The sequence below is a fragment of the Asticcacaulis sp. MM231 genome, assembly GCF_964186625.1.
Classification (GTDB): domain Bacteria; phylum Pseudomonadota; class Alphaproteobacteria; order Caulobacterales; family Caulobacteraceae; genus Asticcacaulis.
This window is the reverse complement of record NZ_OZ075108.1, coordinates 605,807-628,339: the sequence shown is the minus strand read 5'-3', so window position 1 is coordinate 628,339 and position 22,533 is coordinate 605,807. Positions and strand designations below refer to the sequence as shown.

The window sequence follows — 22,533 nt, the reverse complement described above, 5'->3', positions numbered from 1 at the left end:
GATGAACCAAAGCCAATAGCGTCTGCCGCCATGGCAGATCTGGCCACGCTGAACCCCTGCAGCCTCCCTGCGGATTCACGCAACTGTGACAGCGCACTTATTGCAGTGCACCTCTAACCATACTGATTCTTTACAGGCGAACCGTCACTGTCGGTTCACAGCGCAAGGACGTGCTTACCTTGCCGCTCTCCTTACAATTGCCGTCCCATTCTCGTTCTGCCCCGCATAAGCTGGCTTCAGAGGCTTCTTCTGTACACTTGCTGCTGGGCGCCTTTTAACCCCCGGAGCGCCTCATGTTACAAGCCAACAGTTTTGAAATTGCCGGCCATCTTGAGGCCGAAACCGAAGGCTTGCCCCACAGCGTTCAGAGCGGTCTCAAGGTAATAGCCCCGCCGCGTTTAATGACTGCGGAAGATGTCGACCTGACCCACGCCGCCATCATTGGCAACTTTCCGCCGCGTCAGTGCGGTCTGGCCACCTTCACCCGCGATATGTACACCTGCCTGTCGAAGGCCCTGCCCGACGCCGACTGGAACGTCGTCGCCATGAACGATCCGGGCGCGACCTATGACTATCCGCTCGAAGTCACCCATCAGGTGCCGCAAAACGACATCACGGCCTACCGCGATCTTGCCGACGAACTGAACAGCAACGGCACGCAGGTTTTGTTCGTGCAGCATGAGTTCGGCATCTATGGCGGCCCGTCCGGCGCCTATCTGATCGCCTGCCTGGAACGCCTCAATATGCCGATCGTCACCACCTTGCACACGGTTCTGGAAAATCCGAACGATGAGCAGCGCCGCGTGATAAACGACCTGATCCGCCTGTCCTCCACCCTCGTCACCATGGCGCACAAGGGGGCAGCCATTCTCAAGCGCGTCTATGGCGTTGCGGACGCACACATCAGCGTGGTGCCGCATGGCGCCCCGTCCCGCCCTTTGCGCAACACGAATGAATTCAAATCGCTGCTGCATCTCTCCGGCAAGAAGACCCTCACCACCTTTGGCCTTCTGTCGCCGAACAAGGGCATCGAAACCGTCATCGCCGCGCTGCCGGAAATCCGCAAGACCTCGCCAGATGTCGTCTATCTCGTCATCGGCGCCACCCATCCGCACTTGGTTCGCGACGAGGGCGAGACATACCGCGACAGCCTGAAACAGATGGCGAAGGATCTAGGCGTTGAAGACAATATCCGCTTCATCAACCGCTTCATCAATGACAACGACCTGATCGATATTCTGCAGGCTACCGATGTCTACGTTACGCCCTACCTGACCGAAACCCAGATCACGTCGGGCACGCTGTCCTATGCTCTGGCGCTCGGCCGCCCGACGGTTTCCACCCCCTACTGGCATGCCGTCGAAGCACTGGCCAACGGTGTCGGCACCCTCTGCCCCTTCCATGACTCCGGCGCTTTCGCCACCGCTATCTCCGCACTGCTGGGCGATGACAAGATGCGTTCCGATATGTCGATGCGCGCCTACATGGCGGCTCAACCCTCGCGCTGGTCGGCGGTGGCGCAGGCCTATGTTAACCGGGCCCGTCACGACGTTATGGCGTACGAAGCACCCGCTGAGCGTGACGCGCAGGCCCTGCCGGCAGCGCCGTCCTGGGCCGCGATCCAGCGCATGACCGACGATTGCGGCATCTTCCAGCATGGCAGGTATCGCCTGCCGGATCGCCAGCATGGCTATTGCGCCGATGACAATGCCCGAGCCCTGTCTATGGTGGCGCGTCAGTCGAACCTCGGCCCTCTGACGGCTGAACAAACGCAACTGGCCTATCGCTACGCCGCCTTTATGAACCACGCATGGAACGGCGAAGGGTTCCGCAACTTCATGTCCTACGGCCGTCAGTGGCTCGATGACGGTGGGTTCGACGACTGCAACGCCCGATCCTATGAATCACTGGTCGATGTAGCGCGCTCAAATCTTCCGGCCGACCTGCGTCAGTGGGCCTGTGATCTCGGCTATCAGGTCATGCAAAAGGCCGGCGCCTGGGCTTCCCTGCGCTCGCGCGCTGTCATGATCAAGGCCCTAGTCCGCACCTTCGGCGTCTTCGGCGATGCTCAGGACATTCAGGTCATGGTCCGCTATCTCACCCGCGATGTGCATGAGCGTTACAAGAGCCACAGCAAGCACGGCCGTAGCTGGTTCGAGCCGGAGCTTTCCTACGATAATGCGCGGGTGTGCGAAGGCCTGATTGTCGGCGGCGCCTTCCTGTCAGAGCCAGACATGATCGCCGATGGCCTGACCGCGATGCGCTGGCTCATCCAAAAGCAAACGCGCGGTGGCGTGTTCGTGCCGATCCCCAATTCGCGCTTCTCCGCCGATGGTCCCGATCACCCGCTTTACGACCAGCAGCCGCTGGAAGTCCTGGCCACAATCGACGCCTGCCTGAGCACCTTGCGCATCACCGGTGACGAGCACTGGAAGGCAGAGGCCTTGCGCGCCTTTGCCTGGTTCCATGGTGAGAACACTTCCGGTCTTTCCCTGCTTGATGGCGACGGCGGTTGCTATGACGGGCTCAATCCGAATGGCCTGAACCTGAACCAGGGCGCGGAGTCGATCCTCTCCTATCCGATGAGCTGGGCCGCACTCAAGGCCGAGCTGTAAACTGCCGGCTTGGCCGACTAACCGTTTCAGGCGGGCCTTATAAAAGGGCCCGCCGCAAGCGTTATACCTATCTGAGGACACCCTATGACCGATATGCTGATCAGCCCCACGATGCTGCGTTCGAACCCGGACCGCGTCGTTATCCTGCCATTTTCGATTTCCAACAGTCCGCGCGACAGTGCCATGGGTACGATGTCGCGCGTCGGTCGCATCTGCGACGCCATCATCCATATGTCGGCCGAAACGGTGCGGCAGGAGTTGGAAATCGTCAACCGCGACTTTACCGGCCGCCATTGGCAGACACGCGCCATCTTCCTGGAACGCTTCAATGCCATACAGGCCATACAGGGCGGTATGGATAATCTCGATGAGGATCATATGGCGCTGATCGGCGCCTATTTTTGTCACGAATACAGCTATCAGGCGGCGGCGGTCATGAACCCCTCGGTCGTGCCCCATCCTGATCAGAGCAATAACAATGGCGGCACCAATTTCGTCATGTCGACCCGCACGGTCGGCGAAGGCCATATCTCGACCGTGTCCTTCCGCGAAGGCACGTTTTATCCGGATGGCTCGATGGAATTACGGCCCGAAGCCGATTTCGCCGTTGCCGCCAAACCGCTGGGCACTGCGCCGGTTGATGGCGCCGTCACAGTACACGGTCATCAGGCCTGCCCGATTTCCGAGACGGTGCTGTTTCCGGTCACACGCTCGCAAAGCAACGGCCTGGAAGACCTGCGCATGGTCAGGTTCCATGATGAAGGCGGCGGCACCACCTATATGGGCACCTACACGGCCTATAACGGCAAGGAAACCGCCTGCGAATGTCTGGAGACCTCCGACTTCCGCTCGTTCAGGCTGACGCCTTTCCGCGGCGCCGCAGCAGGACACAAGGGTCTGGGCTTTTTCCCGCGCAAAATCAACGGACGCTGGGCAGCCGTTGGCCGGCTGGACCACGAGAGCGTCTTCTATCTGGAGAGCGACGACAAATACACCTGGAACAATGGCGACAAGATTTTGGGGCCCGAGGCGCCGTGGGAACTGATCCAGATGGGCAATTGCGGCTCACCGATCGAGCTTGACGAGGGCTGGCTGGTGCTGACACACGGCGTTGGCGCGGTACGACGGTATTCGCTCGGCGCGGCCCTGCTCGAAAAGAATGATCCGCGCATCGTTCTGGCGCGTTCGAAGGAAGCCCTGTTGTCCCCTTCGGAAGACAACCGCGAAGGTTATGTGCCCAACGTCATCTATACCTGCGGCGCCCTGCGCTGCGGCGAATGGATCTTCATGCCCTACGGCGTAGCCGATTCCTCGATTCACTTCGCCTCGATCAAGATCAAGGACCTGCTGAATCATCTCGGCTATGAGCCTGCCGACAACCAAAAAAGCGCGGCGGAGTAAGGACCGTTATCAAAAAAGCCTCCCGACGAAATGTGGGAGGCTTTTTAGTCATGTTAACACTGAATGAGTATCAGTGATCTTTTTCGGTGCCCGGCGTATGGGTCTTGGGCATCTTGCCGTTTTCAATACGGCCTTCGTTGCGCAACTGACGCCCCTTGTCGGCCATCTTGTCATTGCCGAGAGCTTCGCCGAGTTCTTCTTCCGCAGCGCCGGTGGTTTCCTTGATACTGGCTTTAACCGTCATGGTGAATCTCCTGGATAAAGATGCGTCGCCGAACTTGGCGATCACCAAAGCCTAGCCTTTTGAGCATAAAATTAACGCACCGGATGCGGCGTTGCACGTAAGGATGAGGTAAGTGTTTAATAAAATATCCGGCGTTTATGCGTTCTTTATTTTCAGCCCATGGTGAGCGCATCGCTTCCTTAAAGATGGCCCGATAGTCTGGACACATCACGTCCACAGCCACTTACCTTAAGCCCGTCTCCGCCCCCCAGCCCCTGGGCTTAAGACAAGCCCGCCGTGGACGTGACCCCCATTTTTCCTCCCCCCATTCATAATATGTTTTTCTCGTAAGGAGAAATCCCATGCTGTCTTCCGCCACCAAAGTCGCCGCCAACGTCACCAAGAGCCTGGCCGAAAACGACATCCGCAACACCGCCCGTGACACGCTGCGTGATGTTGAGGGTCGCGGCCATGACGTACTCAATGACGTCAGTGGTTACGCCAACGAGGCCGGCCAGAAGGTGCGCAGCCTGTTCGATCGCACGATCGATAACAGCAAGAACGCGACCAGCAAGATTGAAAACGAAATCAAGAGCAACCCGATCCGCTCATCGGCTATCGCGCTCGGCGCCGGCTTTATTATCGGCGCGCTCATGACCCGCCGCTAAGCCTATAGAATAAAGTCATATCGGCGCTTCCCCTGGCGCCGGTATGACTTTTGAGCCGAATACATCCTGGAGCATAACGCATCACCGGAGACCGCACTTCATGTTTTGGATTTCACGAGTTTTCGAGCTTTTATCGGCAACGAAAAAGCTCAATGCGTCGAAAGCCTACCTCATGAACGTGGTGTCCGGATTGGTGGTTGTTATGCTTCTGGGCGTATTTGGCACCTTTCTTTTTGCACTGATGACCGGCCTGCTTCTCTGGCTGACCTATACGCAGATGCTGATAGCGGGCGCGGGCGTGCTTTGGGCCTGCCTTGGCACGGCCGCCCTCACCTTTATCATTCTGAGCATCGCAGCCACGATCGCCACCCGCATTTTCGGGCAGGTTCGGGAGGGCGTAGAGCTTATTTTCCGCAGCCAGTCGCCCATTGTGGCCCCCGTGGTGGACCGCGTGACGAATGTGGCCAGTTCCTTCCTGAATGGCCTGCGCACCTCGCATGGCGTCCAACCCGGGCACAAAAAACGTTAAACGGCTACAGATTGCGCTTTTCGGCCTTATGCTATCTTTATATTTTTACGATTGACACTTATTGCCCTATTACAGCCTGTAGGTTAGCCTGGCCCTTAAATGTTTTAGCCTTGGGTGCGGCGGCAAACGTTTTTACAAGACTAATCAGTAATAATGGGGCGAGTTAAGATATAAATATCTTATAGCGCCATGAAAGTTGGCAATTTGCTATGAGAGTGCCGTGGGGAATAAATGTAAAACATTTGTACCTGGCCTTTTTCAGCCTGATTTCCATAGCGCTCTGCGCTTTCAGCATGGTTATTTATAACCAGTACCAAAAATCACAAAACCTCAACGACTACATGCGCTACGAATACGAAAATATTCGCCAGACAAAAAATATCCTTATGGATGTGGTCGATATGGAAACCGGCGTGCGCGGCTATGTCCTGTCCGGTGACGGGCGCTATCTGGCGCCTTTCCAGAGTGCCGCCGACCGCCTGCCAGATGAGATTCGTGCCCTGCGCCAGGCCACCTATTACGAATCCAACGCTTTTGCCGAAACCAACAACCTGCTCGACCGCATCGACAGCCTGCAAAAACTGTTGGAATCGCAGATGAATTACATGCGCGCCCACGGTCGCGGCCAGATCAGCATGAACGCGCTCGATATCCAGAAAACCCAGATGAACGAATTGCGCAGCCTGATCGAAGCCAATATTGAGCACCGCCTGTACCGTCTGGAAGAGCGCCGCACGCTGGTGGCGCCGCAAAAGAGCAACTTCTTCTATATCGTCATTATCGGCACTATTCTTGGCATCGGCATTTTTCTCGCCGGCACCATCATCATCATCAAACTGGAAGCCGAAAACGAAGCGATCGAGGCGCGCAACGCTCGCTCCGAAATGCGCTTCCGGGCGGTGATGAACGGCATCAATGACGGGGTTTACGAGGTCAATTTCGTCAACGAAACCATGTACATGTCGCGCGAATTCAAGGCGATGATCGGCTTTGGTGAGGGGGAACTGGGCGACAGCGTGCGCGACCTCATCGAGCGCATCCATCCTGATGACGTCGAGACCTACATGCAGGTCCGCCACGACTACATCATTAAGAAAACACCGATCTACAACAACGTCTTCCGCCTCAAGCACAAGGATGGCACCTGGCGCTGGGTCATGTCGCGCGGCATCGGCACCTGGGACAAGTTCGGCCAGATCCGCACCATGATCGGCACCCATACCGACATCACAGAGCAGAAGAAACGCGAAGAAGAACTGCGCCAGCTCAATGCCGATATGGAGGCCTTTACCTACATCACCTCGCACGATATGCGCTCACCACTGGTCAATCTGAAAGGCTTTTCGCACGAGTTGGGCCTGGCGGTGAAAGACGTCAACAGCCTGCTGGAACCGCAAAGCAAAAAGCTCGGCACCGAGACCTGGACGCGGCTGGAAACTATTTTGAAACAGGATATCCCCGAGGCGCTTGGCTTTATCGGCAATGCGGTCGATCGCATGGATACCCTCACCACCGCCATTCTCGATCTATCGCGCATCGGCAAGTTCACCTACCGTGATGAGCTTGTGGATGCCCAGGCCGTCTTCGACAAATGTATGGGCGCGCAGAGTTACGAGATTTCCACCAAGGGCGTCGAGGTCAAGGCCTCCGGCCTGCCGCGCCTGATCACCGATCCGGTGGCGCTGGAGCAGATCTTCTCCAATCTGCTCGACAATGCCGTGAAGTATTTACGACCCGATGAGCCCGGCCATATCGAGATTACCTGTCTGGAAACCTCACGCGATTACATCTTCTCGATCCGCGACAACGGCCGCGGCATCGATGCCGAGGACTTTGAGCGTGTGTTCAATATTTTCCGCCGTGCCCGTAATACCGGCGATGTGCGCGGCCTCGGCCTCGGCATGGCCTTCGTCAAGGCGACGTTACGCAAACTCAACGGCGCGATCTGGTTTGAATCCAAGCTCGATGTCGGCACCATCTTCCATTTCAGCCTGCCCAAACGCCACCCTCTGGCCGCTTCCAATGACCAGACCGGTAAGGAGCGCGCGGCATGATAAGCACCTATACCGAGCCCTTTTCAGTGGTCCTGATCGAGGATGATGAAGGCCATGCCAGCCTGATCAACCGTAACCTCCAGCGCGTCGGCGTGCTCAATCCGATCAAACGCCTGAAGGATGGCACAGAGGCTATCGCCTATTTCTTTGGCGCCGGCGCCACCCCCGAACACCTCGACCGTAGTGTGGTGGTGCTCGATCTCAACCTGCCGGATATTGATGGTTTCGAGATCCTGCGCCGCCTCAAAACCGATGACAGCACGAAGCGCATTCCGGTCATTGTGCTGACCACGACCGACCATCCGAAGGATATCGACCGTTGTTACGCGCTCGGCTGCAACGCCTTCATGACCAAGCCCGTAGGGTACGAGGATTTTTCCGAAGCCATACGTAAGCTTGGCCTTATGTTGACCATAGTTCGCGTGCCACACATTAAATAGTTCGCTTAAGCTTGCCCTTGCCGAAGGCCTTTGGCCGTCGGAAATGAAAGATAAACAGGCCTGTAAGATACCATGCCCCATCCCGGTTACAACGATGCCAAGGCTAACCCGCCCTCCATACAGAACATCTTGTATGTCGAGGATGATGATGCTCTGGCGCGCCTGCTGCAAAAGCGCATGGAACGGCTTGGCCTCAAGGTCGAGACCGCCGCAACGGCCGAGGAAGCGCTTAAGCTATTAAATCAGCGTGATTTCGATCTTTTGCTGGTCGATTACAACCTGCCGGGCATGAGCGGGCTGGAACTGCTCGACCATCTGGCCGAGATGCCGATCGCGCCGCCCGCCGTCATCCTGACCGCCGGAGGTGATGAGCGCATTGCGCTGGAAGCGCTTGAAAAGGGGGCCGCCGACTATGCGGTCAAGGATGTCAACCAGACCTATCTCGACCTGCTGCCCGCCATTATGGTGGCCGCCTTCACCAAGGAACGCCTGCTGCGCGAAAACGCCCAGCAAAGCGTCGAACTGACCGCCGCCAAGGAAAAAGCCGAAGCCGCCAATCAGGCCAAGAGCCGCTTCCTGGCCACCATGAGCCACGAAATCCGCACGCCGATGAACGTGGTCACCGGCCTCGCCACCGTCCTGTCGCGCACCCGCCTTGACGATGACCAGCGCAAGATGGTCGACACCCTGCGCAGCAATGCCGATCTACTGCTCAAGCTGATCAATGATCTGCTCGATATCAGCCGCATCGAAGACGACCATATCGAACTGGAGGCCATTCCTTTCGAGGTCTCGGCTGTGCTGGAAGATATCCGCACCATGTTCTGGCAGGACATCGAGCGTAAGGGCCTGACCCTGCGGATCGATGACACAACGAAGGGGGTCTGGCTGGTCGGCGATCGTTCCCGCCTCCAGCAGGTGCTCATGAACCTCGTCAGCAATGCGCTGAAATTCACCGATCGCGGTGAGATCGCCATTATCGCCACGACCGCGCCGGCTGAAAACGGCCACTATGCCCTGTCGATCAATGTCCACGATTCCGGCATTGGCATCCCCGCCGACAAGCTGCCAATCATCTTCGAGAAATTCACTCAGGCCGATGAAACCATCACGCGCCGCTTCGGCGGTTCGGGCCTCGGTCTTTCCATCGCGCGCTCGCTGGTCCAACTCATGGGCGGCGATATCGAGGTGAAAAGCGATTCCGACGGCTCGACCTTCATGGTGTCCCTGACACTGCCGGAAGGCAAGCGCAGCGAAAAGCCGGTGGCCGTCACGCCGGATTACCATCCAAGCCCCGCGCCCGATGGCCACAAACCCCGTGTGCTGATCGTGGAGGACTACGAACCCAACATCATGGTGCTGTCGCTGATGCTGGAAGAATTGGGTTACGACACCCAGGCCGCCACGTCCGGCGCCGAAGCCCTGGCACTGATCCGGCATGCGCTCGACGAGGGCCAGGGCCCCTTCCACGCTATCCTGATGGACGTGCAGATGCATGGCATGGACGGGCTGGAAACGACTAGCTGTATACGGGAAAGCGAAGCCGAAAATTCCAGCCGGGTGCCGCGCCACACCATTATCGGCGTCACGGCCCACGCTCTGGCCGGCGACCGCGAACGCTGCCTGGCGGCCGGCATGGATGACTATATCTCCAAGCCCGTCCTGCCGGATATTCTGGCGCAAAAACTGGGCGCTCCGCGTAAAATTGCGGCGGCATAAGTCTGGCCCCTTATGCTGGCCTTACAGGCCATCTCCGGCTTAAGCACTGAGCCTTTGCAGGCTTTTCCCTAAGGTGAAATCAAGTCCGCCATTTGCGGATAAAATTTTACCATCAGGAGAGAAGCCATGCTCGATACAAGTGTCAGAACAAGCCCGACAAGCCAGGGTGTGACTGCCGGTGCCGATACCGCCTCAACGCCTGATTTCGGCGCGCTGTCCGCGCTTTATGACAAAGATCACATCGCCTCCGTGCAAAAGGTTTCGCATGATCTGAAGCGACTGCTGACCGGCTGCGACGCCGCCCGCCTCAAAACCGATGTCAAACTGCAGGTTGCCCGTCTTAATGACTGGACCAACACCTATCTCAAAGGCCTTGAAGCGGCGCAAAAGATCAGTGAGGCCGGTTACGACACCCTGATCGAGGCACAAAAAGAGCTCGGCCTGTCGCTCGATGATTATCTGCGCTTTGAAGGCGAAGGCGGCAATGCGGCCACTGCCGACCAGGAGCGCCGTATCGAGGATATCTCCAAGGCCCTGCGACGTATCCACAGCCTGATACCTGCCGTTGAAGAAGCCTTCGCCACCAGCGGGCCAAACGATCCGGAAGAGCCTGAGGTTCCGCCTTATGAGCCGGAAGTCAATCCGGAGCCCCTGCCCGACAGTAATCCCGAATTGCCGGCCGAAATTCCGCCTGTCAGCAATCCCCAATCCCGTTTGGCCTAAGTTTCCACTGCCATCAAGGAGCCCACCATGAACGCTCAGATCATTCCTTTTCCCGCCCCCAAGCCCGCGCCTGTACGTCAGGTTAGCCTTGACGGCGAGTATTTCGAAGACGATGTGCCGCCGGTACTCTTTGATGCCGACGAAGACGATGCCGAACTGGCCATGTATGTCAGCATTGCCGATAGCTGGAACGATTAAACCATGAATGACGCGCCGCGCAGTTCCTTTGGAACAACTCTGCTGCTTATTATCATGCTGATCATTGTCGTGATCAGTGGTGTGTGGATTTACAACAAGAACCACGTCGTTACCGTTGGTGAGCATGTCGGCGAAGCGATCGACGCCGTGCCCGCCAAGGTGAGCAAGGCGGCGGACGAGATCACCGACAAGGAGGCGCTTGACAAAACCGGTGAAGCCCTCAAGGACGCCGGCAAATCCGCCTCAAGCGCTGTTTCCAAAACCGGCGCCGCCGCTTCCAGAGTGGTTTCGGACACATCGGATGATATCAAGGCCGCATCCGACAATCAGAAGGAACGCAATGCCGAGGCGTCGCGCAGCCGGGCGGCAGAATAGTACCCCTCAGTGAGGTGCCACCGACTGAACCGCAGCTTCCCCCGACTGACGTGTTTGGTAACAAAAGGGAGTAAGGTCCTGAAAACCTTGCTCCCTTTTCCTTCGTATACATCTATAGATTTGCTGTCGTAAGCTATTGTTGGTAAGACATAACCATGACCCCTGCTGAGATCACTTCCCCTACGCACGACGAGATACGCGAATACCTGCATCGTCAGATGCTGTCGTCCGTCTCCCACGATCTCAAGACTCCTCTGGCCACCATCATAGGCTCGCTTGAAGTCATGACCATGCTCTATGACAAGCTGAGCGAAGAAAAGCGAAAGTCGCTGATCGGCTCGGCCCTCACCGAAGCTTTTCGTCTAGATCATTTCATCACCAATATTCTCGACATGGCCAAGTTCGAAGCCGATGCGGTCAAGCCGCGCTTTGAATTGACCAAGCTCGGCAATATGATCCGTGACAGCCTGGCGCGTCTGGGCCCCCTGAAGACAAAGGGTGAAATCCAGATCAAGGCGCCGGATGACGGCAATGATGAGCTGACAACCGACCCCATGCTGGGTGCCCGGGCGATCGGGCTGGTGCTGCATAACGCCTTCAAATACGGCGCGCGTAAGGGCTCCAAGACAAATGAAGCCGTGCCGGTGATCGAGGTCGCCTACGGCCTCAAGGGCAATGAGGGGTTTGTCAGCATCCGCGATCATGGCGAGGGCATCCCCTTGAGCCAGCAGGCGGCGGTTTTTGACAAGTATACGCGTCTGCAAAAGACCGACCAGCAAAACGCCAGCACCGGCCTTGGTCTGACCATCTGCCAGTACATCATGCGCCTCCTCGACGGCCGCATCGAACTGCATAACCACCCCGAAGGTGGCGCGGTCTTCACGCTCTACTATTCCAATAAAAAGACCGCCTGATTATCGGGCGTTGCCAAACAAAAAGAGCCGGTTCCTTTCAGAACCGGCTCTTTTTGTTTGTGACCTTAAGCGCTTATAGCGGGGGATTGGCGCTGCGGCCGGTGATCATGCGGTAGACCAGGCTGGCCACGAACAGAACCACGAAGATCACCGCGATAAACTTGGCAATTTCAGCAAAGGTGCCGGCAAGGCCCGTAAAACCGAAGAAGGCCGCCACAACGGCCAGGATAAAGAATGTAACGATCCAGTTGAGCATAGCGTTCTCCTATTTTAGCCCCGCCGAATTGGCGTGAAACCTTAAGATAATGCTATCGCTACCCGCATAAATATACAAAGGCGAGCGCACCTTCAAGAATAAGGAACGGGTAAGTAAGAAACCGCTGAATACAACGAAGCCCGTCATGATCACTCATAACGGGCTTCGGGGCGTTCCTCAGTTTTTAGTTATCTCTTTAATTCACCAAGTCCATCCGGTAGCCGATGCCGGATTCCGACACGATCGACTTACCCAGACCCGGACGGGTTTCCAGCTTGTCGCGCACCTGGCCGATATAGACGCGCAGATACTGCGTATCTTCAAGGTGGGCAGGACCCCAGACTTCTTTCAGGATCTGCTTGTGCGTCAGCATACGGCCACGGTTGACCAGGAAGAAGCGCAGCAGATCGTATTCCTTGGGCGTGAAGCCGACCCGTTCGTCATCGATATAGACTTCGTGACGCACCAGATCCATACGGATCGGGCCGTGGACGATTTCCGGATCGCCGACTTCCTTGACCGCCGATTTGCGCAGGTTGGCGTTGATACGCGCGAGAAGCACTTCGGCCGAGAACGGCTTGGTGACATAGTCGTCGGCGCCAATATTCAGGGCGGGGGCCGCCTCCATATCTTCGGCACGGGCGGTCAGAACCACGATCGGCACATTCGACCATTCGCGGATCTTTGTGATGACTTCCTTGCCATCGATATCGGGCAGGCCGAGATCAAGCAGGATAAGATCGGGACGAACCGAAGCGCTCATACGCAGGGCCTGTTTGCCGCTATCACATTCGCACACCTTGAAGTCCGCCGCATCTAGGAAGATACTGAGCATCTTGCGGATTTCTTCTTCATCATCAACGATCAGAATGGTGTTTTTCTTTTCGAGCATGGGTATTCCGTGATCCTCTAATAGACGCCGCCGGACCCCTGAACTTCAGGGGATCACTAACTTTTGGTGTTCAAGCACTACTGTCAGAAAAATAAAAATTAAATGCTTGAGTGGGACTTATACGCCGCTTGCAGCGCTATCGATCCGTCTCGCCAGCTCGATATCGCTTTGGGTCAGGCCATGGGAATCGTGGGTCGTCAAGCGAATGGATACGGTATTATAGACATTGGACCATTCGGGATGATGATCCATCCTGTCGGCCACTTCCGCCACTTCGGTCATGAAAGCGAAGGCCTGGCGGAAATCCTTGAATTTAAGATCACGCGAGATGGTCTTGGCCTCGTCATCCAGAGTCCATTGCGGCAGATCGGCTGGCAGAGCGGACAGTTCGGCAGGTGTCAGGACAGGTCTCATCTGGGCATCTTGCGCCCCTTAAGACCATTTAGCAAGCCGCGGGAAAAGCCGGTTATGCGGCATCTTGCCACCGGTATCTTTAAGGGTTAGCGTCCTGCCAAATATAAAAGACGAGGGAGATGACCATGCGCCGCCACAAGCCCCTGCTCGTTGCTGTTTTCACGATTTTGATAACCACCGCCCCCGTCATGGCGGCACCGGCCAAGCCTGCCGATAACGCGACCTATGCCGCTCTGGTGCCGCAGTTCGTACTGGTCAATGCTGACCGGCGCGACGTCCTGTCGCTCTCTGGCCCATGGCATTACAGCGTCGATCCCTACAAGGACGGCATGGCCGATTTTCACGGCAAGCCCTATGACGTGACCAAGGGCCGCGGCTCGGACGTCAATGTCGAACAGACGATGAAGAACGATCCCGATGTCTTTTACGAATACGATCTGGCGCGCGCCCCCGTAGGCACCGTGCCCTCGGCCTGGATCGGCTACAGCCCGGAACTGCGCTATTACAACGGTCTGATGTGGTATCAGAAAAGCTTCGATGCGCCTGCGAAAGCGGGAGAGCGCCAGTTTATTCGCTTCGCCGCCGCCGACTACAAGACCATGGTCTATCTCAACGGACACAGACTGGGCGAACACGAAGGCGGCTTCACTCCCTTCTCCTTTGAAGTCACCGGCCTGTTGCGCCCCACAGGCAACAATCTGGTCGTCGCGGTCGATTCCGAGCGCACGCCGGATTCGGTGCCAACGCAGGTCACCGACTGGGAAGCCTATGGCGGCCTCATCCGCGATGTGACGCTGGTGTCGACACCGCAGACCTTTATCGATGACAATTTTATCCGCCTGACCACCGATGGCCAGATCAAGGCCGATGTGGCCCTCGAAGGCACCACAAAAGCCGGACAGGCGGTCGAGGTCAGCGTGCCGGCGCTAAAGCTGACGCTGAAAGGCACCACCGGCGCCGATGGCCGCACCTCTTTAAGCGCAGCCGCACCGAAAGGCCTCAAGCGCTGGTCACCCGACACGCCAACGCTTTATGATGTTACGGTCAAGGCCGGCGCGGACGTGCTGACAGATCGGATCGGCTTCCGCACCATCGAGGTCAAGGGCACGCAGATCATTCTCAACGGCCAGCCGATCTTCCTGCGCGGCATCTGCCTGCATGAGGAAGAGTTCGGTCCCAATCCGTCGCGCCGCATCACGCCGGAGGCTTCGCGCGCCCTTTTGAGCGAGATCAAGCATGGCCTGAACGGCAACTATGTGCGCCTGTCGCACTACCCGCATTCGGAAGTCACGACGCGCATGGCGGATGAGATGGGGCTTCTGGTGTGGAGCGAAATCCCGGTTTATTGGGCGGTGAAGTTCGACAATCCCGACACGCTCAAAACCGCCCAAACCATGCTGGCCGAGAACATTCTGCGCGATCGCAACCGCGCCTCGGTGGTCATCTGGAGCGTGGCCAATGAAACGCCGATCTCCGATGCGCGCAACAGCTTCCTGACCGCGCTGGCGCGTGAGGCCAAGGCGCTGGATGGCTCACGGCTGGTGTCGGCGGCGCTTTTGACCGGCACCAAGACGGTGGATGGCCATATCGACATCACCATCGACGATCCGCTGATCCCCGAACTCGATGTCATGGCGGTCAACACCTATAATGGCTGGTATGGCAACGCCAAAATCGCCGATGTGCCGGCCACCGTGTGGCATTCCAGCTTCAACAAGCCGCTGATCCTGTCGGAATTTGGCGCGGAGACCTTGGCGGGGGTGCATGAACCGGAGCGGCAGGGGCGTTTCACCGAGGAATATCAGGCGAAATACTACGTCAACACCCTGGCCATGGCCGACAAGATCCCTTTCCTGGCCGGGCTATCGCCTTGGATTTTGAAGGATTTCCGCTCGCCCCGCCGTCAGAACACCTGGCAGCAAGGCTGGAACCGTAAAGGCGTGGAGTCGGAGAACGGCGAACGCAAGCAGGCATTCTTTGTGCTGAGCGATTATTACAGGAAGAAGACGGGGGAATAGGAAAAAATTTATCCTCCCCCGCTTCACAGGGGAGGATTAGTCGTCTCTACCCCTTCAAATTCTTGATACTGGTCGTGATGCTGGCCCACGGGTCGGTGGGGTTATCGTGCTCGACATAACCGTATTTGACCCCAATTTTGTGCGCCAGCGCCAGCACGGCGGCGTAATCGATCGTGCCCTCACCAACCGGCGCCATACCGCCATCAGCCAGTTTATCCTTGAGGTGCAGCAGGCGCACGCGGTCGCCGTGCTCATGCAGCACATGGACCGGATCGTGGCCGGCGAAGCTCGCCCAATAACAATCCAACTCGAACGTCACCAGCGCCGGATCGGTGTTTTCCAGCAGGATATGGAAGGGCATCTCGCCTTCCGGCGTCTTCTTAAATTCAAAATCGTGGTTGTGATAGGCAAAGCCCAGACCGCGCGCCTTGGCGAGTGCACCCCAGGCATTCATTTTGTCGGCCCAGGCCTTCCAGCCGCTGCGATCTTCATCCGGCAGCCAGGCCAGCACGGCATAATCGGCGCCGAGCGCGGCCATATCATCGAGCGCGGCTTCCGGACGGCTTTGCCAGTCCGCCAGACCGATATGCGACGACGGCGCGGTCAGGCCGATATCGCCCAGCTTTGTTTTTAAGTCCTTGGCTGTCATGCCGCCGAAACTGATGGTCTCGACCTGATCGAAACCGAGCGCCTTGACGCGCTTCAGCGTGCCGAGCGGGTCGGCGGCGAAGGCATCGCGTACCGTATAGAGCTGGACACCGATCTTCTGATAGGGCTGTTTGATAGCGGCCGCGTGCGCCGAGGCGCCTACCAGACCCAAGGCCGAAAAACCGGCCAGCAAATGACGACGATTGAGTTCCATGATGTTTCTCCCGTTTTGCTGGTTAGAGACCACGGTACGGCAGCGCTGTCAAATGCTCAGAAGCGCCTTGTGATAGGCGCCGGTGCCGCGATGGAACACACGGTCTTGCGGCAAAACCTCTGACAGCCCGTAATCCGGTTCGGCCTTAAGCCGTTCATAGATCGGCGCGAAATCGGTGTTGGCCATGTCGAACAGGGTGTCGATCGACGGCATGACGAAATAGGTCTCCTGGAACTCGTCGATGCGGTAGTTGGTGCGCATCACGCGCTCCAGATCGAAGCCGATGCGGTTGGGCGAGGCATCTTCCAGCGCAAACCGCGTCTCGGTAAAGGAGGACAGGATGCCGCCTCCGAAGACGCGCACGTCGTTTTTCTCCTCAATCAGCCCGAACTCGACCGTATACCAATACAGCCGCGCGATCCGGTCCAGTTCACCGAGGCGCATCGCCTTCAATCCGCCTTCGCCATAGGCCTGCATGAAATCGGCCATGACCGGATTGACCATCATCGGCACGTGGCCGAAAATATCGTGGAAGACATCCGGCTCCTGCAGATAGTCGAGCTGGTGCGCCTTGCGGATAAACTGCCCGGCCGGAAAGCGACGATTGGCCATATGGGTGAAGAAGACGTCGTTTGGCACCATGCCCGGCACCGCCACCACCCGCCAACCGGTGCGCTTTTCCAGGGCGTCGGACAGGCGCTCGAAATCGGGAATGGTGTCGGCGGCGATCGGCAGGTCGGCGAGTCCGTCGAGATAGTATTGCGAAGCGCGGCCGGGGCCCAGCTTCATCTGGCGATCATATAGCATCTTCCAGGTGGCGTGCTGTTCGGGGGTATAGGCCGCCCAGTTCTGGTCGATCGTCCAGTCGGCGCGCTCAGGCACATAGCCGCCGACGATACCGTGTCTCTCTTTTTGCAAGTTCAGCATGGGCGCTTCCTCTTTTCTCGGAGTGTAGCGCCCGTGTGGTTGCAATTGAAATGATTATTTCGTGAAGCTGTCAGCCACCACTGTCCGCGATAAGTTTGCGCATGGCGTCGAGATATCCGATATAGGCTGTGCGGCCAGCATCACTCAGGGTCACCGTCGTCAGGGGCTTCTTCCCGACAAAGGCCTTGTCTATGGCCACATATCCCGCCTCTTCCAGCTTGCGCAACTGTACCGAAAGATTGCCGTCCGTCGCCTGGAGCCGGTTCTTCAGCAGGGTGAAATCCGCCGATTCGGCCGTCGACAAAAAAGCCATGATGCCCAATCGCAGGCGCCCGTGGATAACGTCATCCAAAGCCTCGATATTGAAGTCAGAATCTGGTTCTTTTCCCATGAGCTTACGCCTTTTCAGCGCGCATCAACACTATGCCCGGCACCATGGCGAAAAGGAACAGGCAACCGGAATAGGCCAACATCTGTATAGGTTGCCCCGCCAGCAGCGAGATCGCCGGTGCGGCAAGGAAACAGCCCAGACTGACCATTTTCAGCCAGCCCTGCCCTGACATCAGGGCGCTGACCCACCAGCCCATGCCGTACATCAGCAGGATAACCGGCGCTATCAGATAGGACATGGGCTCAACGGTCTTGTAGATATTGGCAATCACCGCGATGCAGACGATAAAGGCCACAATGCCCAACCCGACCGCCGACCAGGCCGAAGCGGTGGCGCGGTTTCCAACCGATCCCCTGACACGCAGCCGGTTAAGACCGAAAACCGTTGCCAATATGCCAAAAAGCACACTAGCGCCCAGCCAGATAAAGGCCGACATCCCCGAGGATTTGGGCAGCCAGCCCATGATCATGGCATATTGAGCGATCGCTGCCGCACCGTAGAGCAAACCGGCCCAAAACAGAGTGGCGCCGTTTTTCAGCGGTCCGCGGCCACCGGCCTCCGCCAGGGATTTCATGTAGTCAATATCGGATTGCAGATTGGACATGGCGTGTGTTCCTAAAGAATTTAGTTGGCGTTCTGACGCAGCATGAGCGCAAGACCAGGCAGGACAGCGAAGAAGGTCAGGCAGACGGCATAGGCAAGCGATTGCTCCGGCTGGCCGGCAAGCAAGGCAAGCCCGATAGCGCCGGCGAAGCAGCCAAGCGACAGGAGGTTGGGCCAACGCTTGCCGGTCATCAGCGCCGCCACGCGCCAGCCGATGCCATAGATGGAAATGGCGACCGGCGAAATCACAAAGGCGGCTTCCGCACCGGCGCCGAACCGGATCATCATGATCATCAAGGCGGCGATAACGACGGCGGCGCCGATGATAAGAGTGCCCCAGACAGCGCGAAAACGTTTGACCGACGGCCGGGTCAGCAGCAGCGGATCACTGCCGACCTTGAAGACAAAACCGAACATGACAAAAATGCCGCTCGCCCCCATCCAGATCAGGCCCATCATGGCGGGATGCAGCAATTGGACATGTCCGGTGAGGACAAGATACTGAGCAAGACTGGCCAGTCCGTAGCTCAGACCGGCCCAGAACAGCATACCCCCATCCATTACCAACATGTCTGAGGACGGGCTGGGAGTTGTATCGGCCGTAAGGGAAAGAGATGACATCGAGGGGCTCCGGAAAGAAGATTTTGATTTTGCCGTTGCGACCAGAATATATAAAGCACTTTAATTTGTAAAGTTCTTTCTTGAAGCCGCTTCATGACTCTTTTGTAATCTTGCCAAGCGCCACAAAGCGGCTAGTTTCACCTGCAATCTTCAGCATCCGAAAAAAGGTGAGGCTCCCCGATGCAAACTTCCCTCAAAACCTTATGTGTAACCGCGGCGATCCTCTCCGGGCTCGCCCTTGCGCAACCCTCCGCTTCCTGGGCCCAAATGACCACAGTTGCTAAATCCGTCGCCGACAATCCAAATACTGCTGCTAAGAATGCGCCCGATCCGCGCGCCTTCCTCGATGAGATCGACGGGCCTGAGGCGATGAAGTGGGTGCTGGCGCGCAACCAGACGACGCTCGACCGCCTGTCAAAAGATCCACGTTTCGCTCAAAATCAGACCGAGGCGCTGGCTATCCTGCAAGCCACCGACCGCATCGCCGTACCCAACTTCGCCCATGGCGGCATGGTGCAGAACTTCTGGCAGGACGGCGAGCACACCCACGGCATCTGGCGTCAGACGACCTGGGACAGCTACAAGACCGCCACGCCCAAATGGGACAACATTCTCGATATCGACGCGCTCTCGAAAGCCGAGGGCAAGAACTGGGTCTGGGAAGGCGCCAACTGTCTGGCACCCGACTATACGCGCTGCCTGATCGAACTGTCCGACGGCGGCAAGGACGCCACCACCGTGCGCGAGTTCGACATCACCACCAAGAGCTTTATCAAGGACGGTTTTGAGCTGCCCGAAGGCAAGCAGAGCATCACCTGGCGTGACGCCGATACGGTCTACATCACCCGCGAATGGCAACCGGGCGATGTCACCGAGTTCAGCTACGCCTATATCACCAAGTCACTCAAGCGCGGTCAGTCGCTTGATCAGGCCGTCGAAATCTATCGCGGCGAAAAGACCGACGTCAGCGCCGGTCGCACCGTACTGCGCGATGTCAGCGGCGCCTATGTGATGGACTATGCCTATCGCGGGCTCGACTTCTTCCACAGCCAGCAACTTTTCTATGTCGGCGACACGCCGGTCGAACTGCCCCTGCCACAAAGCTCGAACTTCGCCGGCTTCATGGACGGCCAGGCCATCTACACGCTGAAGGAAGACTGGACCTCGGCCGGCGGCAAGGCTTTCAAGAGCGGCGCCGTGCTGGTGTTCGATCTGAAACAGGCCCTGGCCGCCCCGGCTAAGCTGGAGCCAACCCTGCTGTTCCAGCCGGATGCGCACCAGTCGGTCGAAGGCATCAGCCAGACAAAGAACCGCCTGATCCTGTCGCTGCTGTCCAACGTCACCGGCGAGGTGTGGAGCTATGAGCACAAGGGCGGCAAGTGGTCGGCGAAGAAGCTCGACCTGCCCGCTAATGCGGCGCTCGACCTGGCCTCGACGGACGATCAGTCCGACCGCGTTCTGATCAATGTGTCGAGCTTCCTCATCCCTTCGACCCTGATCAATGTCGATGCCGCTACGGGTGTGGTCGAAAAGATCAAGTCATCGCCAGAGCGCTTCAACGCCGCCGGCTTGCAGGTGCAGCAATACTGGGCCACCTCGAAGGACGGCACCAAAGTGCCTTACTTCCTGATAGCCAAAAAAGACATCGCGCTCGATGGCACCACCCCGACCATCCTGAACGCTTACGGCGGCTTCGAGGTCTCTTCGACCCCCTACTATTCAGGCACGATCGGCAAGCTGTGGCTGGAGAAGGGCGGCGCCTTCGTGCTGGCCAATATCCGCGGCGGCGGCGAATTCGGACCTGGCTGGCATGAGGCCGGTCTCAAGACCAAGCGCCAGAACATCTATAACGACTTCCAGGCTGTGGCCGAAGACCTGATCGCCAGGAAGATCACCTCACCACGCCACCTCGGTATCATGGGCGGCTCCAATGGCGGCCTGCTGATGGGCGTGCAACTCACCCAGCGTCCGGACCTGTGGAACGCCGTCGATGTGCAGGTGCCGCTGCTCGACATGGTCAACTACACCAAGATGTCGGCCGGCGCCTCGTGGCAGGGCGAATACGGCGATCCGAACGATCCGGTCGAAGGCGCTTTCCTGCGCTCGATCTCGCCCTATCACAACGTCAAGGCCGGCGTCGCCTATCCGGAGCCTTTGTTCGAGACCTCGACCAAAGACGATCGCGTGGGACCGGTGCACGCCCGCAAGATGGCCGCGCTATTTGAAGAGATGGGGCTGCCGTTCTACTATTATGAGAATACCGAAGGCGGCCACGCGGCGGCCTCCAACCTGCCGGAACGTGCCCGCAGATACGCCATCGACTATACGTACTTCATGCAAAAGCTGATGGATAAGTAGGTTCTGGAAAAGCAAAAACGACGCAAAGGCTCGCCGGTGATGGCGAGCCTTTTTGCGAGCGGACTAAGCCCGTTGGCGCATCTCGTCTTTTTTCATCGCGTTGAACAGGCCGCTCTCGAAATCGACCAGGATGTCGGCGAACTCGATATCCTGCAACGGCTTGGCGCCCTTGCGATTAACACGCGCCATGCGGTAGCGCCAAAACGAAGTGATGTGATTGAGCGTGCCGATCTTCTGGCCCAGTTCGAGAAACAACTCCGAACCGAACAACAGGAACTGTCGAAACGGCTCCGGATCACGCCGCACCGACAGGGCATGATAGACCTTGTCGTAGTGGTCGAGGGAATCACGCGCCGCCTTTATCTCCGCCACGATAGCCTTTGCGATACGCGGACGCGCCTTCTTCAGATAGGTACGCAACGAATCGTCATGACCGCCACTGGGGCGATAACCGCCGATGCCGGCCAACACATCGCGCAGGCCATCCTGCAGTTCGGCGTGGCACCATTTGTAATAGAGAAAGCCACGCCAGCACATGATGCCTTCCTGAAACTCCTCGTCGGTCATGCGCAGGGTCCGCTGCAGCGGCGCCAGGGTTTGGGTCAGCTTGTCGGACAGGATCTTGTTGCCCAGCTTGGTGGCGCCCTTGCCATCCTTGCCGCCACCAAAAGCGACATTGACCAGCTTCTCGATCTCGCGCGCCGTAAAGGCGGTCATGGCTTTCAGGTCATGCGGTGAAATCTGGAAGTAGACGCCGGAAGGATTGAAACCCGCCTTGTCGAGATGTTCACGCAACAGGAAGGGATCGAGCGACGGCAGGTCGTCGAGGCACCGCAGCACACGGGCATCGCGGTTCTTGCCGATATCTTCGATACCGAGATAGCTGCGCATCAGGGTTTCATAGCCGGTCTGGCGCACGAATAAGGAGCGTCCACCCAGACGCAGATCGTAAGAATTGTAGGGCAGGATGATCTTGGTCACCGTGCGGCGGCCGTTGGGAAAGAGGTCGCGCTCGTCCAGCCGCAGGGTGTGCTTCATGATAAGGGCGCGATTCAGCGCCGAGTGCTCGAACAGGGGCTTGGCGTTATAGTCATCGCTGTCCTTGTAGACCGTGTAGAGCTTGGCCAGGTTGAGGATACGGCACGATGACCAAGTACGGTTCAGATTGGCGAGATTGCGGATTTCCCGTGTCGTTGAGAAATCGCTTTCGCTGGCGGCCACAGAGATGCCAGCGCTGAAATCGGTGCTGGACTTGATCATCGGGTACGCACCTTCATCTGCCGCGACGACGCAGCACTACGGGATGGAAAAGGTGGTACGCGACGACACACA

General features: G+C 57.8%; 23 protein-coding genes. 13 read left to right on the top strand and 10 right to left on the bottom strand.

Annotation, left to right across the window (positions count from 1 at the left end):
* The first annotated feature begins 293 nt into the window (after positions 1-293).
* Entirely contained in the window at positions 294-2,615 is a 2,322-nt protein-coding gene (locus ABQ278_RS02965) for a glycosyltransferase family 4 protein (protein ID WP_349321136.1), read from the top strand.
* 84 nt (positions 2,616-2,699) lie between these two features.
* A complete protein-coding gene (locus ABQ278_RS02960) occupies positions 2,700-4,016 on the top strand; it encodes a glycoside hydrolase family 130 protein (protein ID WP_349321135.1) in 1,317 nt (438 codons plus the stop codon).
* 70 nt (positions 4,017-4,086) lie between these two features.
* Here ABQ278_RS02960 and ABQ278_RS02955 read toward each other — a convergent pair whose 3' ends face one another.
* Positions 4,087-4,260 carry a hypothetical protein gene (locus tag ABQ278_RS02955; protein ID WP_018081462.1) on the bottom strand — a complete coding sequence of 58 codons (174 nt, stop codon included), beginning with the start codon at positions 4,258-4,260 and terminating at the stop codon, positions 4,087-4,089.
* 341 nt (positions 4,261-4,601) lie between these two features.
* Between ABQ278_RS02955 and ABQ278_RS02950 the strand changes: the two genes are divergently transcribed.
* The 9 genes from ABQ278_RS02950 (at position 4,602) to ABQ278_RS02910 (ending at position 11,859) form a co-directional block, all read left to right on the top strand.
* On the top strand, positions 4,602-4,907 hold the full coding sequence (locus ABQ278_RS02950) for a hypothetical protein (protein WP_349321134.1): 306 nt from the start codon (positions 4,602-4,604) through the stop codon (positions 4,905-4,907).
* A gap of 100 nt (positions 4,908-5,007) precedes the next feature.
* Entirely contained in the window at positions 5,008-5,436 is a 429-nt protein-coding gene (locus ABQ278_RS02945) for a hypothetical protein (RefSeq protein ID WP_349321133.1), read from the top strand.
* 293 nt (positions 5,437-5,729) lie between these two features.
* Positions 5,730-7,490, top strand: coding sequence for an ATP-binding protein (locus ABQ278_RS02940; protein WP_349321132.1), 1,761 nt, complete (start codon positions 5,730-5,732; stop codon positions 7,488-7,490).
* On the top strand, positions 7,487-7,930 hold the full coding sequence (locus ABQ278_RS02935) for a response regulator (protein ID WP_349321131.1): 444 nt from the start codon (positions 7,487-7,489) through the stop codon (positions 7,928-7,930). Before ABQ278_RS02940 ends, ABQ278_RS02935 begins: the two co-directional genes overlap by 4 nt.
* Before the next feature lie 72 nt (positions 7,931-8,002).
* Positions 8,003-9,649 carry a response regulator gene (locus ABQ278_RS02930; RefSeq protein ID WP_349321130.1) on the top strand — a complete coding sequence of 549 codons (1,647 nt, stop codon included), beginning with the start codon at positions 8,003-8,005 and terminating at the stop codon, positions 9,647-9,649.
* Between the two features lie 126 nt (positions 9,650-9,775).
* A complete protein-coding gene (locus ABQ278_RS02925; protein WP_349321129.1) occupies positions 9,776-10,372 on the top strand; it encodes a hypothetical protein in 597 nt (198 codons plus the stop codon).
* 27 nt (positions 10,373-10,399) lie between these two features.
* Positions 10,400-10,570: a hypothetical protein gene (locus ABQ278_RS02920; RefSeq protein WP_018081469.1), complete on the top strand. Its 171-nt coding sequence runs from the start codon at positions 10,400-10,402 to the stop codon at positions 10,568-10,570.
* A 3-nt stretch (positions 10,571-10,573) separates the two neighbouring features.
* The gene (locus ABQ278_RS02915) at positions 10,574-10,945 is read left to right on the top strand and encodes a hypothetical protein (protein ID WP_349321128.1); all 372 of its coding nucleotides are present in this window, start codon (positions 10,574-10,576) and stop codon (positions 10,943-10,945) included.
* 155 nt (positions 10,946-11,100) lie between these two features.
* Positions 11,101-11,859: an ATP-binding protein gene (locus ABQ278_RS02910; RefSeq protein ID WP_349321127.1), complete on the top strand. Its 759-nt coding sequence runs from the start codon at positions 11,101-11,103 to the stop codon at positions 11,857-11,859.
* Positions 11,860-11,932: 73 nt separating this feature from the next.
* Here ABQ278_RS02910 and ABQ278_RS02905 read toward each other — a convergent pair whose 3' ends face one another.
* The 3 genes from ABQ278_RS02905 to ABQ278_RS02895 form a co-directional block, all read right to left on the bottom strand.
* Positions 11,933-12,115 (bottom strand): DUF1328 domain-containing protein, encoded by a 183-nt coding sequence (locus tag ABQ278_RS02905; RefSeq protein WP_018081472.1) that lies wholly within the window; start codon positions 12,113-12,115, stop codon positions 11,933-11,935.
* 196 nt (positions 12,116-12,311) lie between these two features.
* Positions 12,312-13,007 (bottom strand): response regulator transcription factor, encoded by a 696-nt coding sequence (locus ABQ278_RS02900; protein WP_349321126.1) that lies wholly within the window; start codon positions 13,005-13,007, stop codon positions 12,312-12,314.
* 117 nt (positions 13,008-13,124) lie between these two features.
* Positions 13,125-13,421: a 4a-hydroxytetrahydrobiopterin dehydratase gene (locus tag ABQ278_RS02895; RefSeq protein WP_349321125.1), complete on the bottom strand. Its 297-nt coding sequence runs from the start codon at positions 13,419-13,421 to the stop codon at positions 13,125-13,127.
* A gap of 125 nt (positions 13,422-13,546) precedes the next feature.
* Here ABQ278_RS02895 and ABQ278_RS02890 point away from each other — a divergent pair, with 125 nt between their 5' ends.
* Positions 13,547-15,439 (top strand): glycoside hydrolase family 2 TIM barrel-domain containing protein, encoded by a 1,893-nt coding sequence (locus ABQ278_RS02890; RefSeq protein WP_349321124.1) that lies wholly within the window; start codon positions 13,547-13,549, stop codon positions 15,437-15,439.
* A gap of 46 nt (positions 15,440-15,485) precedes the next feature.
* Here the strand turns inward: ABQ278_RS02890 and ABQ278_RS02885 are convergent, their stop codons facing one another.
* The 5 genes from ABQ278_RS02885 to ABQ278_RS02865 form a co-directional block, all read right to left on the bottom strand.
* Positions 15,486-16,301 carry a sugar phosphate isomerase/epimerase gene (locus tag ABQ278_RS02885; RefSeq protein WP_349321123.1) on the bottom strand — a complete coding sequence of 272 codons (816 nt, stop codon included), beginning with the start codon at positions 16,299-16,301 and terminating at the stop codon, positions 15,486-15,488.
* Positions 16,302-16,349: 48 nt separating this feature from the next.
* Positions 16,350-17,228, bottom strand: coding sequence for a phenylalanine 4-monooxygenase (phhA, locus tag ABQ278_RS02880; RefSeq protein ID WP_349321122.1), 879 nt, complete (start codon positions 17,226-17,228; stop codon positions 16,350-16,352).
* Between the two features lie 70 nt (positions 17,229-17,298).
* The gene (locus ABQ278_RS02875; RefSeq protein WP_349321121.1) at positions 17,299-17,619 is read right to left on the bottom strand and encodes a transcriptional regulator; all 321 of its coding nucleotides are present in this window, start codon (positions 17,617-17,619) and stop codon (positions 17,299-17,301) included.
* A 4-nt stretch (positions 17,620-17,623) separates the two neighbouring features.
* On the bottom strand, positions 17,624-18,223 hold the full coding sequence (locus ABQ278_RS02870) for a hypothetical protein (protein WP_349321120.1): 600 nt from the start codon (positions 18,221-18,223) through the stop codon (positions 17,624-17,626).
* Between the two features lie 20 nt (positions 18,224-18,243).
* On the bottom strand, positions 18,244-18,771 hold the full coding sequence (locus tag ABQ278_RS02865) for a hypothetical protein (protein ID WP_349321119.1): 528 nt from the start codon (positions 18,769-18,771) through the stop codon (positions 18,244-18,246).
* A 339-nt stretch (positions 18,772-19,110) separates the two neighbouring features.
* Between ABQ278_RS02865 and ABQ278_RS02860 the strand changes: the two genes are divergently transcribed.
* On the top strand, positions 19,111-21,201 hold the full coding sequence (locus ABQ278_RS02860; RefSeq protein ID WP_349321118.1) for a prolyl oligopeptidase family serine peptidase: 2,091 nt from the start codon (positions 19,111-19,113) through the stop codon (positions 21,199-21,201).
* Between the two features lie 63 nt (positions 21,202-21,264).
* Here ABQ278_RS02860 and ABQ278_RS02855 read toward each other — a convergent pair whose 3' ends face one another.
* Positions 21,265-22,461 carry a hypothetical protein gene (locus ABQ278_RS02855; protein WP_349321117.1) on the bottom strand — a complete coding sequence of 399 codons (1,197 nt, stop codon included), beginning with the start codon at positions 22,459-22,461 and terminating at the stop codon, positions 21,265-21,267.
* Positions 22,462-22,533: the final 72 nt, after the last annotated feature.

Coding starts and splice junctions, on each gene's coding strand:
- ABQ278_RS02890 (WP_349321124.1), top strand. CDS start 13,547: ATGCGCCGCCACAAGCCCCTGCTCGTTGCTGTTTTCACGATTTTGATA.
- ABQ278_RS02860 (WP_349321118.1), top strand. CDS start 19,111: ATGACCACAGTTGCTAAATCCGTCGCCGACAATCCAAATACTGCTGCT.
- ABQ278_RS02945 (WP_349321133.1), top strand. CDS start 5,008: ATGTTTTGGATTTCACGAGTTTTCGAGCTTTTATCGGCAACGAAAAAG.
- ABQ278_RS02920 (WP_018081469.1), top strand. CDS start 10,400: ATGAACGCTCAGATCATTCCTTTTCCCGCCCCCAAGCCCGCGCCTGTA.
- ABQ278_RS02915 (WP_349321128.1), top strand. CDS start 10,574: ATGAATGACGCGCCGCGCAGTTCCTTTGGAACAACTCTGCTGCTTATT.
- ABQ278_RS02855 (WP_349321117.1), bottom strand. CDS start 22,461: ATGATCAAGTCCAGCACCGATTTCAGCGCTGGCATCTCTGTGGCCGCC.
- ABQ278_RS02910 (WP_349321127.1), top strand. CDS start 11,101: ATGACCCCTGCTGAGATCACTTCCCCTACGCACGACGAGATACGCGAA.
- ABQ278_RS02950 (WP_349321134.1), top strand. CDS start 4,602: ATGCTGTCTTCCGCCACCAAAGTCGCCGCCAACGTCACCAAGAGCCTG.
- ABQ278_RS02900 (WP_349321126.1), bottom strand. CDS start 13,007: ATGCTCGAAAAGAAAAACACCATTCTGATCGTTGATGATGAAGAAGAA.
- ABQ278_RS02870 (WP_349321120.1), bottom strand. CDS start 18,223: ATGTCCAATCTGCAATCCGATATTGACTACATGAAATCCCTGGCGGAG.
- ABQ278_RS02930 (WP_349321130.1), top strand. CDS start 8,003: ATGCCCCATCCCGGTTACAACGATGCCAAGGCTAACCCGCCCTCCATA.
- ABQ278_RS02960 (WP_349321135.1), top strand. CDS start 2,700: ATGACCGATATGCTGATCAGCCCCACGATGCTGCGTTCGAACCCGGAC.
- ABQ278_RS02895 (WP_349321125.1), bottom strand. CDS start 13,421: ATGAGACCTGTCCTGACACCTGCCGAACTGTCCGCTCTGCCAGCCGAT.
- ABQ278_RS02925 (WP_349321129.1), top strand. CDS start 9,776: ATGCTCGATACAAGTGTCAGAACAAGCCCGACAAGCCAGGGTGTGACT.
- ABQ278_RS02865 (WP_349321119.1), bottom strand. CDS start 18,771: ATGCTGTTCTGGGCCGGTCTGAGCTACGGACTGGCCAGTCTTGCTCAG.
- ABQ278_RS02955 (WP_018081462.1), bottom strand. CDS start 4,260: ATGACGGTTAAAGCCAGTATCAAGGAAACCACCGGCGCTGCGGAAGAA.
- ABQ278_RS02885 (WP_349321123.1), bottom strand. CDS start 16,301: ATGGAACTCAATCGTCGTCATTTGCTGGCCGGTTTTTCGGCCTTGGGT.
- ABQ278_RS02940 (WP_349321132.1), top strand. CDS start 5,730: ATGGTTATTTATAACCAGTACCAAAAATCACAAAACCTCAACGACTAC.
- phhA (WP_349321122.1), bottom strand. CDS start 17,228: ATGCTGAACTTGCAAAAAGAGAGACACGGTATCGTCGGCGGCTATGTG.
- ABQ278_RS02935 (WP_349321131.1), top strand. CDS start 7,487: ATGATAAGCACCTATACCGAGCCCTTTTCAGTGGTCCTGATCGAGGAT.
- ABQ278_RS02965 (WP_349321136.1), top strand. CDS start 294: ATGTTACAAGCCAACAGTTTTGAAATTGCCGGCCATCTTGAGGCCGAA.
- ABQ278_RS02905 (WP_018081472.1), bottom strand. CDS start 12,115: ATGCTCAACTGGATCGTTACATTCTTTATCCTGGCCGTTGTGGCGGCC.
- ABQ278_RS02875 (WP_349321121.1), bottom strand. CDS start 17,619: ATGGGAAAAGAACCAGATTCTGACTTCAATATCGAGGCTTTGGATGAC.